This is a genomic window from Morganella psychrotolerans (assembly GCF_965118875.1).
Taxonomy (GTDB): domain Bacteria; phylum Pseudomonadota; class Gammaproteobacteria; order Enterobacterales; family Enterobacteriaceae; genus Morganella; species Morganella psychrotolerans_C.
Map to the genome: position 1 here is coordinate 11,895 of NZ_CBCPJD010000015.1, position 16,244 is coordinate 28,138.

The 16,244-nt window shown below is 46.8% G+C and carries 12 protein-coding genes; 2 read left to right on the top strand and 10 right to left on the bottom strand.

Annotation, left to right across the window (positions count from 1 at the left end; translation table 11 throughout):
• Positions 1-1,656 carry a hydroxylamine reductase gene (gene hcp / locus ACMHKJ_RS14730; RefSeq protein WP_413495035.1) on the bottom strand — a complete coding sequence of 552 codons (1,656 nt, stop codon included), beginning with the start codon at positions 1,654-1,656 and terminating at the stop codon, positions 1-3.
• Positions 1,657-1,945: 289 nt separating this feature from the next.
• On the opposite strand from hcp, the gene ACMHKJ_RS14735 reads away from it, so the two are divergent.
• Both ACMHKJ_RS14735 and ACMHKJ_RS14740 read left to right on the top strand, forming a co-directional pair.
• On the top strand, positions 1,946-4,075 hold the full coding sequence (locus ACMHKJ_RS14735; protein ID WP_413495037.1) for a TonB-dependent receptor family protein: 2,130 nt from the start codon (positions 1,946-1,948) through the stop codon (positions 4,073-4,075).
• Between the two features lie 19 nt (positions 4,076-4,094).
• Positions 4,095-5,264: an ABC transporter substrate-binding protein gene (locus ACMHKJ_RS14740; protein ID WP_413495193.1), complete on the top strand. Its 1,170-nt coding sequence runs from the start codon at positions 4,095-4,097 to the stop codon at positions 5,262-5,264.
• 65 nt (positions 5,265-5,329) lie between these two features.
• On the opposite strand, the gene ACMHKJ_RS14745 is transcribed toward ACMHKJ_RS14740, so the two are convergent.
• The 9 genes from ACMHKJ_RS14745 to ACMHKJ_RS14785 form a co-directional block, all read right to left on the bottom strand.
• Positions 5,330-6,733, bottom strand: a complete 1,404-nt coding sequence (locus ACMHKJ_RS14745) for an alanine/glycine:cation symporter family protein (protein ID WP_413495039.1) — start codon at positions 6,731-6,733, stop codon at positions 5,330-5,332.
• A 308-nt stretch (positions 6,734-7,041) separates the two neighbouring features.
• Positions 7,042-7,905: an SAM-dependent methyltransferase TehB gene (gene tehB, locus ACMHKJ_RS14750; protein ID WP_413495041.1), complete on the bottom strand. Its 864-nt coding sequence runs from the start codon at positions 7,903-7,905 to the stop codon at positions 7,042-7,044.
• 69 nt (positions 7,906-7,974) lie between these two features.
• Complete coding sequence (locus ACMHKJ_RS14755; RefSeq protein WP_413495042.1) at positions 7,975-9,054, bottom strand: linear amide C-N hydrolase; 1,080 nt, start codon at positions 9,052-9,054, stop codon at positions 7,975-7,977.
• Positions 9,055-9,126: 72 nt separating this feature from the next.
• On the bottom strand, positions 9,127-10,647 hold the full coding sequence (locus ACMHKJ_RS14760; protein WP_413495195.1) for a DHA2 family efflux MFS transporter permease subunit: 1,521 nt from the start codon (positions 10,645-10,647) through the stop codon (positions 9,127-9,129).
• 15 nt (positions 10,648-10,662) lie between these two features.
• On the bottom strand, positions 10,663-11,853 hold the full coding sequence (locus tag ACMHKJ_RS14765; RefSeq protein WP_413495044.1) for an EmrA/EmrK family multidrug efflux transporter periplasmic adaptor subunit: 1,191 nt from the start codon (positions 11,851-11,853) through the stop codon (positions 10,663-10,665).
• 500 nt (positions 11,854-12,353) lie between these two features.
• A complete protein-coding gene (locus ACMHKJ_RS14770; RefSeq protein WP_413495046.1) occupies positions 12,354-13,157 on the bottom strand; it encodes a hypothetical protein in 804 nt (267 codons plus the stop codon).
• Between the two features lie 201 nt (positions 13,158-13,358).
• Entirely contained in the window at positions 13,359-13,934 is a 576-nt protein-coding gene (locus tag ACMHKJ_RS14775; protein WP_067365051.1) for a YceI family protein, read from the bottom strand.
• A gap of 42 nt (positions 13,935-13,976) precedes the next feature.
• Positions 13,977-14,528 (bottom strand): cytochrome b, encoded by a 552-nt coding sequence (locus tag ACMHKJ_RS14780; RefSeq protein WP_413495047.1) that lies wholly within the window; start codon positions 14,526-14,528, stop codon positions 13,977-13,979.
• A gap of 794 nt (positions 14,529-15,322) precedes the next feature.
• Positions 15,323-16,171, bottom strand: a complete 849-nt coding sequence (locus tag ACMHKJ_RS14785) for a glycosyltransferase family A protein (protein ID WP_413495049.1) — start codon at positions 16,169-16,171, stop codon at positions 15,323-15,325.
• Positions 16,172-16,244 lie beyond the last annotated feature (73 nt).

Below are 16,244 nucleotides of genomic sequence, written 5' to 3' on the forward strand. Positions count from 1 at the left end.
TTACTCGCCTAAAATAGCGTGTAAGTCGTTTTCAACAGTGGTAATCGGGCGCATACCGAATTTTTCATTCAGTACATTCAGCAGATTTTCGGTCAGGAATGCAGGTGCGGTCGGGCCGGTAAAGATATTTTGCACGCCTAATGACAACAGGGTCAGGAGGATAACAATCGCTTTCTGCTCAAACCAGGATAACACCAGACTTAATGGTAAGTCGTTAACACCGCAACCTAATTTTTCTGCCAGTTTCACTGCCAGCATAATCGCAGAGTACGCATCGTTACACTGACCGACATCAAGCAGACGTGGTAATCCGCCTTCCAGAGTGCCGAAATCCAGTTTATTGAAACGGTATTTACCACAACCAAGAGTTAAAATTACGCAATCCTGCGGAACTTCACGCGCTAAATCAGTGTAATAGCTACGCTCACCCAGGCTGCCGTCACAACCGCCGATCAGGAAAACATGACGCAGTTTTTTCGTTGCAACAAGGTCGATAACCGCATCAGTTGCACTCAGCAATGTTTCACGACCAAAGCCGACAGTGATCAGGTGTTCGATTTCGCTGTACGGGAAACCGTCCATGCCCTGTGCCTGTTCGATAATATCGCTGAAATCATCACCAACAAGATGCTTCGCACCCGGCCAGCCGACAATACTGCGGGTCCAGATACGGTTGGTATAATTACCGACATTCGGGTCGATAATACAGTTGGATGTCATCACAACCGGGCCCGGGAATTTAGCAAACTCAGTTTGCTGATTCTGCCAGCCGCTGCCGTAGTTTCCGACTAAATGCTTGTATTTATTCAGTTCAGGATAACCGTGAGCAGGTAACATTTCACCATGGGTGTAAACGTTGATCCCTTTGCCTTCGGTCTGCTGTAACAGCATATGCAGGTCTTTCAGGTCATGACCTGAAATTAAAATTGCTTTACCCGCAACCGGGCGCACATTCACTGTGGTTGGTGACGGGTTACCGTATAACGCGGTTTCACCTGCATCCAGAATTTCCATCACAGCAAAGTTCATCTGACCAATTGCCATTGAATTATTTAATAATTCATTCATATCTGATGGCGTTGTACCCAGCCATGCCATCAGTTTATGGTACTGGCTGTAGATATCATTGCTGTATTTGCCCAGCACATGGGCGTGTTCCATATACGCTGCCGCACCTTTCAGTCCGTACAGGCAAAGCATACGCAGACCGTGAATATCATCACCGACTGTCTGTTTATCTTTATTCAGTGCAAATTCTTCAGACTGTTTCACCAGTGTCGCAATATCCGTGCCCTTCAGTTGCAGGTTTGCTAACGGGTGATCCAGAACCATTGCCGGATTTTTTTCCATGCAGAGTTTCATCAGTCTGTCGCGCAGGTAAACCGCTTCCTGTGCATAACCGATAATGCGCTCTGAATCAAAATTGACGTTGGTTAATGTTGAGAAAAAAGCACGCGGCGCAAAGCTGTCTGTGTCGTGATCGATGATACCCGATTCACGTGCAGCAACTGCCCACGCAGAAAGACTTTCCAGCACCGCGACCAGCAGATCCTGTAAGTCTGATGTTTCTGATGTTTTACCACACATGCCCTGGGAATAAGCACAGCCATTACCCACCGGCGTACGCATCGTTTGTTCACATTGCACACAGTACATGCTCTTGCTTCCTTATAAGTTGTATTTCATATGCAACATAAGGATACGCCAATTCAGACCGGATAAAAGACGTTTTACCGGCAATCACAACTTTGCTTGATCTAAAGCAAATATTAAACATCGCAACACATTTAAAAAAACGAATGATTAACATTCTCAATATTTCCCGACGTGATACAACTGCGTAAAATCAGCATTTGTGTAACCTTTTGTTAAAAAAACATTGCGTTATAGTAATGGTTATTATTATCATTGCGCTTCTTATTTTCTTACGGAATACTAAGCAATTATGACAGCCCGTCACACACACCACCGACTTACTCTGCTGGCTTTTTCCCTTTCCTCTGTCTGCTTTGCAGGATCTGCCGGAGCAGAAAACAAAGAAGAGCCGATTGTTGTTGTCGGCAACTGGCTGGATAACGCTGACAACAGTGACATATTGCTGAATCACGGCGGTGCCAGGACCATCAGAAATAAAAAACAGATTGATGAGTCCGGTGCACAAACTGTTGCAGATGCACTGCGTGGTATTCCGGGGGTTCAGGTGCGTGACAGTAACGGCACCGGTGGCAGTGATGTTTCATTGAATGTCGGGATCCGCGGGCTTCCCGCACGGCTTTCCCCGCGCTCCACCATTCTTCTCGATGGTATTCCGCTGGCAGCCGCTCCCTATGGTCAGCCTCAGCTATCAATGTCCCCGCTCTCTTTAGGGTCAATAAACAGTATAGACGTTATGCGCGGCGCGACTTCTGTCCGCTACGGGCCACAAAATGTGGGCGGTGTGATTAATTTTGTCACCAAACCAATTCCGGCAACCTTTGGCGGCTCCGCATCGGTTAAAACACAGGGTGCCCGCACCGGCGGGCTGAAAACACTGACAGATGCCTCTGTGGGTGGCTCAAAAGAAGATGGCTCGGCAGGTGCACTGTTGCTCTACTCCGGCCTGCACGGTCAGGGATACCGCAAAAATAATGATAATACCGATATCGACGATATTATTCTTAAAACCCGCTATGCCCTGAGCGAGACGGATGAATTACTGGCTAATTTTCACTATTACCATGCTCAGTCCGGGATGCCGGGCGGGCTGACCGATGCACAATATAAAGCAGATCCCTATCAGTCTGTCCGCTCATTTGACCGCTTTGAGGGTAACCGGCAGGATATGTCATTCAAATACCGTCATCAGGAAGATGATAAGCAATTTGAATTACTGACCTGGTTCAGCAAAAGCTATCGCGGCAGCTATATTGAGAGTGAAGGAAAAGATAAAAATGCCGGTAACAGCCGCCTGATATCTTATCCGCGTCATTACACCGCGTATGCCATCGAACCGAGCTATTCGCAACTGTTCCGCTTTGATAATCAGTCTCATGAGATCACCTTAGGCTATCGCTATCTGAATGAAACCGCTGATGAAAAAGCCTATCGCTCCGGCTGGTATCAGACAGGGTCACAGAGTTCACGCCCGGATACCGGTGATTATTATCAGCACACATCCGGCGGTACCGAAGCCCATGCTATCTATATTGATGATACGATCAATGCAGGCAACTGGACGATTATCCCGGGGCTGCGTTATGAAAACATTAATATTCATCTGGATGATGGTTTCCGTAATCAGTATCGCAGCAAAAGCTACAGTGAGCCTCTGCCGGCACTGTCCGTTATCTATCATATTGATGACCAATGGAAAATTTTTGCAAATACCGGAAGCTCTTTCGGTAGTCTGCAATACTTCCAGCTCAATACCGGTGGTGCAGGTAATGATCCGGCAAACGGACTGAGTGCGGAAAAAGCGCATAACTATGAAGTCGGCACCCGGTTTGATAACGGATTGCTTTCTGCTGAAGCAACAGTTTTCTATATCGATTTTAATGATCAGCTGCAATATATCGAAAACTCCACCGGCTGGACAAACCTCGGCGCCACAACACATCAGGGTATTGAGCTGGCGGTAAATTATGATTTGAGTGAGATTGCCCCGGTGCTCGACGGCACCAGTATTTACAGCACTTACACCTACACCAAAGCCGTCAGTAAACGCGGTAATTTTGCTGACAAAGACCTGCCATTCTATTCCCGCCAGGTCTTTACCGCCGGAACCCGTTATGAAACCGGCAACTGGGTCTGGAATCTCAATACTTACGCACAATCAAAGCAGCAATCACCGGGAACCGGGAAAGACTATATCACCGAAGGCAGTGCTGACGGGCGTTACGGCATAATCCCCGGGTATATGATGTGGGATGCGCGCGGAGAGTATCATTTCGGTCCGCAATGGTCAGATCTGACACTGTCCGCCGGGGTAAAAAATCTGTTTGATCAGGCCAATTTTACCCGATCCACAGATAATAATTACGGTATTTATGCCGGACAACCACGCACCTTCTTTGCTCAGGCATCCGTCACCTTTTAACAGATAAGCGTTTAATATGATGAATCAACATACTCACGCTGCCGGACATTTTCCGGCTCGTTTTCTGAATACCTGTATAACAATGCTGCTGATACTGCTGTCATTCAATGCGACTGCAAAACCGGTAACCGTCACCGATATCGCCGGGCGTACCGTTACTGTTAATGCGCCTGTCTCCCGCATTATGCTGGCTGACAGCCGGGTACTGGTTGCTCTGAATATTCTGCACCCGGCGGAACCACTCAAAGGCATTGTTGCATGGGATGATGCGCTGACTAAAAAAGCGCCTGATCTACGCATCGCCTATGAGAAAGCGTTTCCGCAACTGGCCGATATTCCTGTATTTCCAAACCCGTACACGACAGATTTCAGTGTCGAGAATGCACTGACATATCAGCCGGATCTTGTTATTTTTGATACCGGATTACACAGTAAAGTGACCGAAAGCGGCACATTGGATCTACTGGAAAAAAGTGGTATTCCGGTCATATTTGTCGATTTTCGTCAATCCCCGCTGAAAAATACACCACCGGGCATGACACTGCTGGGACAGGTATTCGGGCAGGAGAAACAAGCTGAAGCCTTTAATGATTTTTACAACCAGCGCCTGACCCTTATCCGCTCACGCGTCGCACAAATCCCCGCAGATAAACAACCAACCGTCTTTATTGAACGGGCAGCCGGTCTTGCCGGGGAAAACAGTTGCTGCAAAACATTCGGCAACGGCAATTTCGGGGAGTTTGTTACTGCCGCAGGCGGTCATAACCTGGGTGCGGACTGGTTTAAAAACACAATGGGCGGTGAAGTCAGCGAAGAGCAGATCATTGCCGCTGATCCGCAATTTTATCTGATGACGGTAGCAGACTGGGAAAGTACCCGCAAAGGCAGCGCCTCAGTCCCGCTCGGTTATACAGGCTCTGTCGCCAGGGCGGTTCCGGCTCTGTCAAACCTGATGGCGCGTCCGAAACTGCAACACCTGAGTGCTTATCAGGAAAAACGCGTATTGGCGCTGTATCAGCAATACTATGATACTCCGTTCAATATTATTGCCGTTGAGGCGATAGCAACATTTCTGCATCCGGAAACTTTCCGGGATTTAGATCCACAGGCAGACAGCCTGATGTTGCATAAAACCTTTACGGCACTGGATGGCAGCGGATTGTTCTGGCTCACTCCTGAGACAAATTAATAGTTCAATTACATCAGCAAGTGCAGCCGCGGCTGCACTTGCTGATGATCCGACCCACCGACTGACTATTTTTTGTCGTATAACTGATTTGTTATATCCTTACTGTCCGCAGCACTGTCCGTAATACTGTCTGCATTAATATCACGGATATGATCCCGCGTCAGGCGGTACACCACAGGACTGAGTAACATCAGTGCAATCAGGTTCGGAATAGCCATCATCGCATTCAGCGTGTCCGCCAGCAGCCAGACAAAATCGAGAGACTGCGTGGCACCAATCGGTAAAGCAATAATCCATAACACGCGGAATACTTTGATCGCTTTCAGACCAAAAAGATACTGAACACATTTCTCACCATAAAAACTCCAGCCGAGGATAGTGGTGAATGCAAAAATGGTTAGCGCAACCGCCACAATATAATTACCGCCCGGAATTGCGGCTTTAAAGGATGATGCGGTCATTGTTGCACCGGTTTCGCTGGTTAACCAACCGCCCATAATCACAATCGTCAGTCCGGTGACGGAACAAACAATAATAGTATCAATAAAGGTGCCGAGCATGGCGATCAGTCCCTGACGGATAGGGTTTTGTGTTTTTGCCGCAGCATGGGCAATCGGCGCACTACCAAGACCCGCCTCATTGGAAAACACACCGCGCGCCACACCAAAACGGATAGCTGCCCAGACTGCGGCACCGGCAAAACCGCCCTGTGCTGCCACCGGGGTAAATGCAGAGGTAACAATCAGTGAGAATGCCGCCGGAATTTCACTGACATTCAGCGCCAGTACCACTAAACCCGCGCCGAAATAGCCGACTGTCATAAAGGGCACAAGTTTACCCGCAACATCAGAGATACGGCGGATCCCGCCAATCAATACTGCGCCAACCAGCACCACCAGCACAGCACTGGTTACCCATTTATCTACACCGAAGTTACTTTCCAGCACATCCGCCACTGAGTTTGCCTGAACCGTATTTCCGATACCAAAACTCGCGCAGGCACCAAAGAAAGCAAACAGTGTACCCAGCCAAATCCATTTCGGACCTAAACCATTTTTGATGTAATACATCGGGCCGCCAACGTATTGCCCGTATTTATCCACTTCACGAAAGCGGACTGCCAGTACCGCTTCTGAATATTTTGTTGCCATGCCGACCAGTGCCGTCATCCACATCCAGAACAGTGCGCCCGGCCCGCCCATCACGACCGCCGTTGCCACACCCGCAATATTACCGGTTCCGATAGTTGCGGACAGCGCGGTCATCAGCGCATTGAACGGCGAGATCTGCCCTTCCCCGCGCGATTCATTACGCTGAAACAGTAATTTAAACCCGGTACCCAGTTTACGGATCGGCAAAAAACTGAGTCGTACCTGCATAAACAGCCCTACGCCCAGTATCCCCACCAGCATTGGTACGCCCCATACAATGCCGTTTAACGTCCCCAGCCACTCTGTAATTAAGTCCATTCATTCCTCCTGACCGGCTCTGTTACTTTTTTATTTTACGCATCACAAATGGGTAACATTTATTTATCATTTACTAATAAAGCCGAAAAATTCGTAAACTGCGAGCAGAAAACAGCCAAAACCATGTCGGATGTTTGATAGTGTGAGAGGAGTCACTCGTCCCGATAAGAACTAAAATAGTGCGTTATTTTTTCAGGGATGGATAAATCAAACTTATATGGGGTATTTTACTGCGCGGAGAAGTGAAAAAACGCCATGCTGCCGGATAGCCGGCAACACAGCGAGAAGATCTGACTATTTACGGGTTATCAGGCTTTTTTACGGGCAATCAGAGTGGCAAAATTCAGGCGGATCCGGTTACCTGCAGCATCAGTGCGGTGCAGATGACCCGGATTTTCATTGTATTTCAGGATTTCCCAGTCTGCGTAAGCCGCGGAAAGCTCACCCGGCTTCAGGAAACAGTCAAACGGCAGTTCATCGTACGGCATATTATCTGTCTCTACCGGACAAACAATCAGGTTATAACCACCGGGACGGGTATGTGCCTGCATATCGGCGATAATCGCAGCAATATTTTCTCTTTTCAGGAACATCAGCACCACTGTGGAGATAATGATGTCGTAATTATCCTGCAAGGTATGCTGATTGATATCATACACAGCAGTGCGGATATTGCTTATCCCGCTGGCGGTTTTTACATCTTCAATCGCCTGAATATGCTGCGGATTAATATCCGTGGCAGTCACATCATAGCCGAGCTGTGCCAGGAAAAAGCTGTTGCGCCCGCGGCCGGAGCCTAAATCCAGGGTTTTTCCGGGTTTGGTCATTGTCACCAGTTCGCGGACTTCGGAGTGCGGACGGGTCAAACCATGAATTTTATAAAATTCATCTTCCGGTTTACAGTGAAAGGCGAGCTGACAGGAAATATCATCACTGACAGACTCAATTTTATGCCACACCTGCGGATCAAGGCGTGGCGGCTGATGTTCAGTATCAAAGTGGTAGCGGGTCTCTTCACCGTTTTCGCCGAAAACGACAAAATCCATCTCTCCGGCCAGCACAGATAATTGTGCCCAAGTGCCTTCCGCCGTATTGTGGCGATCCATAAATGCCATCGGGATAGTGGTTTTTTGCCAGACCGGCAGAGTTTTATAACAGACCAGATTTTCCATTTTACGCCTCACCATAAAGATGCATTTTAAATACATCTTATACACTTTCCGGTGAGGCGTAAATGACTTTTACTTTTGCTTAGCGATCACTTGATTAATACCCTGAAAAATAAAAGGTTTAGTCTCAATAAAGTCATTTGCCACATCACCGGAGTAAATGTTTTGTTGCTCAGGCCCTAAATCCAGTTTCTTCACTTTGCCATTTTCTTTGCTGAAATCCACTTTTTTCAGGTCAACCCAGAAAATATTGGGCGTCAGTGCAGATTCAAAGAAATAAATCTGGCGTTTGTGATCCACCACTGTGCGCCAGCGGGTAGACGAGATATTCGGTTCTTCTTCCGTATTCAGCCCGAACGGCACAGAAACATTGCGGATTACACTAAAGACGGATGCAACCGCTTTATTCGGTGTGGTTAATTTCGGAATAGCGTTGATATAAAAAGATCCGCGCGCAAAGCGGTCGGCAGAACGGTTAGTACCCGGCAACATAACCGTGCCGTTAATCTGCTGCCAGTAACTGTCCAGCGCCAGTTGCTCACTGAATACCGGAGAATTGGTCATCACCTGATATTTTTTGTTGTGATGAATGACCTGCTTACCATCAATGTATTCAATGATAGCGCTGTCACCGGATGCATCAGACAGTGACAAATGCAGCGTCGCCAGACGCTCTTCGCCCGGCACTTTGTCCGTAATCACAGAGAACGGCTCTTTTTCCAATGCCGCAACAGCCTCTTCCACTGTCGCGTAATTATCCAGCACATACTGCGCCCATGCAGAAATACTCAGAGTCGGTTTATCATTTTCCGGCGTCGGATACACGGATTCCACCAGCCAGAGCAGGTTTGCGACTAACCCTTTTTCGTTAATCCCGTCAGTGGTGGCAACATCATATCCGGATGCAGTCACACTGCCGTATTTAGACACCCACTTAACTGAGTTTGGTCCGGCGGCACCATCACGCGCCATGCCCCGCGGGAAAATCCATAAATTAGTGCCGACATCGCTTTTCCAGTCCATCGACCGTGCCGTGATCACCTGCGAATCATCCCCGAGATACACCAGGCGTGTGCAGGCCGAGGCTATCTGTGCTGCCAGCAATGTAGCCGACGCAATCGCACCGGCAAGCATAAATTGTTTAAATTTCATGGAAAAATCCTCTTCATTGCGTCCGGCAACCGGTACATTACCGGTTACGCATCCTTGTTACTGTAACGGTTATCAGGACTTAGCGGTAAAGGGTGGTTTAGCAAACCAGACCAGCACAATCAGACCGATAAACACCCCGCCTGAAAGCCAGAAAATTTCATTCGCACTGATAATTAATCCCTGCGCAGTTATCTCTTTTGCGAGGTACGCCGATGTCTGTATCTGCGACATACCGTGCTGCGCCATTTCCTGATACATCTGTACCGATTCAGGATTATACTCTGTGATCGACTCAGTTAACTGAGAATGATGTAACGATTCGCGTCGGCTCCACAATGTTGTGGTGATCGAGGTCCCTATCGAGCCTGCCAGTGTCCGGAAAAAGTTTGCCAGTGCAGATGCCGATGCCAGCCTTTCCGGCGGCAATCCCGAAAGAGTGATGGTTGTCAGTGGCATGAAGAAACAGGCGACCGCAAATCCCTGCACCAGTTGCGGCCAGACAGACGCATAAAAATCCATCTGAGGCTCAAATGTGTATGCCCGCCAGTAGAAACAGATGGCATATATCACGAAACTAAAGGTTACAATCCAGCGCAGGTCCACCACATTAGATATTTTGCCGACAAACGCCGAGATCAATATAGGCACCAGCCCGATAGGCGCCAGTGCCAGCCCCGCCCACTCCGCCGTATAGCCGTATACCTCCTGCAACAACTGTGGTAACAGAACAATTGCGCCGAAATAGACCATATATGCCAGACTGACAGAAAGTGTCCCGACCGTAAAATTTCGCGACTTAAACAGGGACAATTCTACAATCGGGTTTTTATCTGTCAGCTCCCAGATAACCAGGAACACAAGCGCAACCGCAGCAATAACCGCCAGTGCAACAATTTCATCGGATTCCAGCCAGCCGAGATCTTTTCCTTTATCCAGCAGGATTTGCAGACAACCGATACCGACTATCAGCAGGGATAATCCAATCACATTGAGCGGTACTTTCGTGGTTTTCGACTCCATGCCGCGCAGCAGCATCAGACTGACAATCACCACGGATATCCCGATAGGGATGTTGATAAAGAAAATCCATCCCCAGTGAAAATTATCACTGATATAACCGCCCATAATCGGCCCGCACACAGGCGCCAGAATGATGGTCATCGACCACAGCGCCAGCGCGGTATTGCGTTTCGCGGGAGGATAGCTTTTCAGCAACAGGCTTTGTGACAGCGGAATAATCGGTCCTGCAACACCGCCTTGTAATACGCGGAAAAAAATCAGCATCCCGAGACTATCAGATAACCCGCACAACAAAGATGCCAGGGTAAACAGCGCGACAGACCAGATAAACACGCGGACTTCACCGAAACGTTTAGCCAGAAACCCGGTGATCGCAATAGAAATGGCATTCGATACCCCGAACGAGGTAATAACCCAGGTTCCCTGCGAAACAGACGCCCCGAGATTGCCCGAGATAGTCGGAATAGCCACATTGGCAATAGTGGAATCCAGCACCTGCATAAAGGTCGCCATAGCCAGTGCGATGGTCGCCCAGACCAGTCTTTTTCCTGTTAACGGTTGATTATCCACAATAAACCCCCGTACAACTTAACTGGCATTGTCTGTAATGATTTGTGCAATCACAACATTCACCGGCGCAAGATCCGGAATAAGTACATCGCTTTTAAACGCCGGGGTATCACGCTGCACATTAGCCAGAACCTGACCGCCGGTATTTTTTGTTTCAATAGTGACATTCATGGACAACCCGATACGCAGCGGATATTTTGCAATCTGCTGAGGATCTAATTCCACCCTGACCGGCAGCCGCTGCACCACTTTAATCCAGTTACCGGTCGCGTTTTGGGCCGGAAGCAGTGAAAATGCGCTGCCGGTGCCCATATCCAGCCCGGCGACCGTGCCGTTAAATATCACTTTACTGCCATAAAAATCACTGGTGATCGTAACCGGTTGCCCGATCCGCACATCACTGAGCTGCGTTTCTTTAAAGTTAGCATCAATCCACACCGGCTCAGCCGGAACAATCGCCATCAGTGACGCATTCGGACTAACCTGCGCGCCGACCTGGACATTGCGCCGTGAAACATATCCGGTAAACGGACTGCGGATTTGTGTACGCTGAAGGGTTATCCAGGCATCGCGGACTTTATCTGCCGCCTGTAATACTGCGGGTTGATCCGCCAATGCGGTTGTTTTCAGCAAGGCTTTCGTCGCATTAAATTGCTGAACTGATGCATTCAGGGAAGCCTGTGCTTCTTCCACGGCTTCGCGTGAGTGCTGCAAATCCTCTTTGGAAATAGTCCCCCGCTGCCCCAGCACACTTCTGCGCGCATAATCACTTTTTGCCTGATTAAGCAGCACGTTTTTCTGTGCAATCACCGCACTGAGCTGGTCACGATTATAATAAAGCTCCTGTGTCTGGCGCACTATTGCCGCAAGATCATGGCGCGCCTGTGCATAAGCCAGTTCAGCATTGGTTTTATCCAGCACTACCAGTACATCCCCGGCGCGCACCAGATCGGTATTCTCAAAATTTACCTGCGTCACATTACCGGTAGTTTGCGCCACAACCGGTACCTGAAGCCCGACCACATAAGCATCATCGGTATATTCCTGATAGCGCAGAACCATAAACCAATAAATCAGATACCCCGCCAGCAATATAATAAACAGCAGAGTTGTACCGAGAAGCCAGGCTTTTCGTTTTGCAGGATGAGTCGAAGATGTGTGTTTATCGGAAGGTTGGGCGGCAGAAGACTGCGTTGACGTGTTGTCCATCAAAATACCCCGGTCATTAAAATTAATTCAATACAATATTCCGCATAGAATAGCCTGAATAACGGCAAAAGTAACGATAAGTGAAATAATAGGGTGAACGGATGAAAATGAAATAAACAGAAATAAAATATCCGTCTGACACAATGAATTATGTGATTTATTTGTCAGTTTATGATGCTATGCGATGCAATATAAAGAAATATCCGGTAATGAAAGTAATATACGCTTCACACTTTGATATTTTTCTGTGCCGGCGCTTCACAGAAAAAATAACCCTCAGAATGATATTCTGAAAAAAAACATCCTGATTATTCGATTAGCAGGTTCATTTTCGGGTACAAACGTATTTTATTTTCAGGTATTCCTGTTCTCAGACAAAGTATCGTTTTTTACTGAAATAAGATTATTTTGTTATGTTTCAGAAAAACAGCACAATTTGCACATGGGTCACACCGGATAAACTAAATACCGGCGGTTGATTTACTGTGACCACCGGAAAATTAATCAGATAAAATCTGTCGCAATGCCTCTGCGGTGGCGGATTTATCCGGCTCCTGAGTAAATAATTCATAAAAATCACCGACAATACGACAGGTCATTACCGGGTCTTTTGCACCCTCTTCAGGGTTTGATAACAAATTAACCTGATCACCGTATTTCTCACTCAGTTTCTGTGAAACAGCGCCTAATACGCGATAAGCATCGTGCTCAGACACTGAATGACTATTTCTGTTTTCCAGAGATGACGTCAGGATCAGATTAACCGTTTTCAACATCCGGATGTCAGCTTCATTATAAGAAACAGCCAATTTATCCTGCGGAAATTTATTCAGTCCCGGAAAAAAATTATTAAAACACAGTTGCCCGGACGGGTCTTTTATCAGATATCCGTCGGCCTGCTCTTTAACCGCTACAGCAAAGGCGTTTAACGCCTCGTCAGAAGCATAAGGAACACGATCGATTAATAATACCGCCGTCAGCCCGGTGATTTTATTCACCCATGCCAGTTTTTGCTCATAGGTCATTGAATCATAATCACCCATCTCACGTTTTATTTCTTTATATTTTTCAGGTGAGATTTTACGCAGTGACTCAAGAAACAGAAATGATTCCGCCATCATTTTTTTTTCAACAGTAACAGGTGTTTTCTCCGCGCTGCTGCTGAAAGCCTCCCGTAGAACAGGCGGCTTCGTTTCCGACGTTCCCATATAATAGCCGGCACCTGTAAATGCAGCAGCGACAATCAGCATCAACACCAGCTTTATTAATTTCCCCATACTTTCCTCTGCTCTTACCGTCAACATATATACCCTCCGTTATTCAAGATGCAGGCAGGCAGCGGGCTGAGTACAGCCAACGAACCTGCAGTTTGAATGAATAAGGGTACAAAAAGATACTGACAAAAATAAAGAAAACCCGCTATAGCGGTCGCCATAGCGGGTCTTACATACTATTACAAATTGCAGGTTCGTTGGGTATAAAAATCAGTCAGATAACGGAAAATGTCAGATTTTCACGCCTTCAACAGAAATAATTAACTCAGCATCCTGTGATTTCGGGCCTAAATCGGCATTGATATTAAAGCTTTTCAGGGACACTTTTCCTGTGGCTTCAAAACCTGCGCGATAGCCGCCCCATGGATCTTTACCTTCACCCGTCAGTTTTGCATCCAGCGTTACCGGTTGTGTCACACCATTGAGGGTCAGATTGCCGGTGATGATATAGTCATCCCCTTTCTTTTCCACTTTGGACGATACAAATTTAGCTTGCGGATTTTTGTCCGTATTCAGGAACTGAGGGCCACGCAGGTGTTTATCACGCTCGGCGTGGTTGGTGTCCAGGCTGCCGGTTTTAATCGTCACATCGACGTTGTCTTTTGAAGGATCTGCTTTATCAAATGTAAATGTGCCGTCAAAATCCTTAAATGTCCCGTAAAGCCAGCTGTAACCCAGATGCTGAATGCGGAACTGAACAAACGCGTGCTGTCCTTCTTTATCAATCTTATAGGTATCAGCCAGTGCCGCACCTGAACCCAGCAGCATCATGCCTGCGCTTAAACCAACCAGTGCTTTCTTCAGCATTATTACTTCTCCGTCATAATAAAATTACGGGCTTCCCTGCATTCAGGGTTTCATGCCCAGCATACGTTTTAATGTGGCGTCTTTATCAAAGAGATGATGTTTGAATGCGGCCAGTGCGTGCAGCGCGGATAGCACAACAACAGACCAGGCAAGATACAGATGAATAGTTCCTGCGCTGTCCGCCTGTGATGCACCGTCAGCCAGTGAGGCTGGTATCTCAAACCATCCGAAAACAGAAATGGCCTGACCATTTGCCGTTGAAATAAAATATCCGGTTATCAGGATGGCAAATAAAATACCGTACAGCAGCCAGTGCGCCAGTGTTGCACTGATCCGGGTAAGCCGGGTATAGGTGGTTAACGCGGGCGGCGGCGGGGAAATCCAGCGCCAGACCATCCGGATAACCAAAACAATAAACAACAGAATGCCGATACTTTTGTGGATCTCCGGCGCACTGTGATACCAGATATCATAATATCCCAGCGATACCATCCACAGACCCAGGGCAAACATCCCGTAAACAGTTAGTGCCACACCCCAGTGAAGCAAAACGGAGAGGTGTCCGTATCGCTCAGCACTATTTTTCCATTGCATTGATAAATACCCTTTAATAACCCATATCAGTAACAACCCGGTAACAGCCTGCTACTTTACGTGATTTCAGAATAAATATCGGACAAATATCTTGCATAAGTCAGTCAAATTAAGTCACTAACATACTCATTTAATTATGTTTTTTAGTTTATTTGCCATTTTAACAGCAGACAAGTCTGATATAACGGCATCAGATAAGAATCATTTCGCAGGGTATATAACTTATTGTTCGCAGAAAGCTCCCTCTCCGACGGTTTTAAATAAAAAATAGTTTAATATTTTAAAATATAGTTTATTAAAAATTTGACATCGGTCACATAAATGGTATGATACCTCCATCGAAGCGAAAGACGCTTTAACCCTTAATTCAAACGCAGGAGTTCATTATGAAAAGCATCAAAGTTTTCTTTTCTCATCTGACCCATGCTGCTGCTATCATTGCTAAATACAGCAAAGCATTCTGATTATCAGACAGATTAAAAAAAGCGCCTTCAGGGCGCTTTTTTATTGCCTGTGATTTGTCATCTGTCCACAATAAAAACTAAAAATAATTTTAATTAAATTAAGTTTATTTTATAAAAAATTTGACCTTTGTCACAAAATTGCTATAGTACCCCCATCGAAGCGAAAGACGCTTTAACCTCTAATTCAAATGCAGGAGTTGATTATGAAAAACATCAGAACATTCATTTCTTATCTGACCCGTGCTGCTGCTATCATTGCTAAATACAGCAAAACATTCTGAGCAACAGACATAAAAAAAGCGCCTTCAGGGCGCTTTTTTTATGTCTGTCTTATTTTGCCAGCGATGCAAACAACCAACGCAGCCACCAACGGGTTTTCCAGCCGGGTGTTTTTTTCCGTTCCGTCGGTTGCGGACGGGAAACTGATTTTAGTATTTTCCATTCAAAATCAAGGAATAACCTAGAGTGCCCTGCTTCTGCACCATAAGTGCAAATTTCATCATGCTTGCGCTTATCGACCGGGGTGTTGTAACTCAGATCACGCTCCAGGGTGTGATAGGATTTTTCACGGTCAACAATCCGCTCTTGTGCATACACCGATTTAGGTAAGTAGCGCTGACGGGAACCGTTATATTTCTGTAACTTAACGAAGCGGTAATCTTCTGCGCCATAGTGACCACAAAACTCTTCATCATAACCATAAAAACGGAAAAAACGCGCACGGGACATAAAAAACAGATTTGAGTGTCCTTTATACGTTTTGCCGTTTTCATCCTGACGATACAGTTTATAAAACGTCCGTCCCGGATTGCCCGCATTGATAAGATAAGTAAACGTAGATACCGGCAGGACATGATCCAGATCGGTCATCAGAATTTTATCTGATTTGGCATAAGTCACTCCCAGATTACGGGAGCCGCCCTGGTTCCACGGGATATCAGTCGTGATCCGTAACCAGGTCAGATTTAAATCAAATTCGGGGATCTCATACTCAACCGGAGAGCAATCATCAACAATCACAAACTGAACGTGATCGAGAACGGCCGCCGGCATTTTTTCATACCCGCGCAACAGATTGATTACTTCAGAAATATCCTGCTGATTACAATAGAAGTGAGTAACATAAGACAACTTAATATGCTGTTTATCAGCAACTTTACGGAAGAATTCGCGTGACATAATACCTGTAGCCCTTTACCACATTTGACTGGCCGGCTATTAACAACCAGTGCGATGTTAACTGCCGGCTATT

Coding starts and splice junctions, on each gene's coding strand:
- tehB (WP_413495041.1), bottom strand. CDS start 7,905: ATGGAAAATCTGGTCTGTTATAAAACTCTGCCGGTCTGGCAAAAAACC.
- ACMHKJ_RS14775 (WP_067365051.1), bottom strand. CDS start 13,934: ATGCTGAAGAAAGCACTGGTTGGTTTAAGCGCAGGCATGATGCTGCTG.
- hcp (WP_413495035.1), bottom strand. CDS start 1,656: ATGTACTGTGTGCAATGTGAACAAACGATGCGTACGCCGGTGGGTAAT.
- ACMHKJ_RS14770 (WP_413495046.1), bottom strand. CDS start 13,157: ATGTTGACGGTAAGAGCAGAGGAAAGTATGGGGAAATTAATAAAGCTG.
- ACMHKJ_RS14740 (WP_413495193.1), top strand. CDS start 4,095: ATGAATCAACATACTCACGCTGCCGGACATTTTCCGGCTCGTTTTCTG.
- ACMHKJ_RS14755 (WP_413495042.1), bottom strand. CDS start 9,054: ATGAAATTTAAACAATTTATGCTTGCCGGTGCGATTGCGTCGGCTACA.
- ACMHKJ_RS14745 (WP_413495039.1), bottom strand. CDS start 6,733: ATGGACTTAATTACAGAGTGGCTGGGGACGTTAAACGGCATTGTATGG.
- ACMHKJ_RS14735 (WP_413495037.1), top strand. CDS start 1,946: ATGACAGCCCGTCACACACACCACCGACTTACTCTGCTGGCTTTTTCC.
- ACMHKJ_RS14785 (WP_413495049.1), bottom strand. CDS start 16,171: ATGTCACGCGAATTCTTCCGTAAAGTTGCTGATAAACAGCATATTAAG.
- ACMHKJ_RS14765 (WP_413495044.1), bottom strand. CDS start 11,853: ATGGACAACACGTCAACGCAGTCTTCTGCCGCCCAACCTTCCGATAAA.
- ACMHKJ_RS14780 (WP_413495047.1), bottom strand. CDS start 14,528: ATGCAATGGAAAAATAGTGCTGAGCGATACGGACACCTCTCCGTTTTG.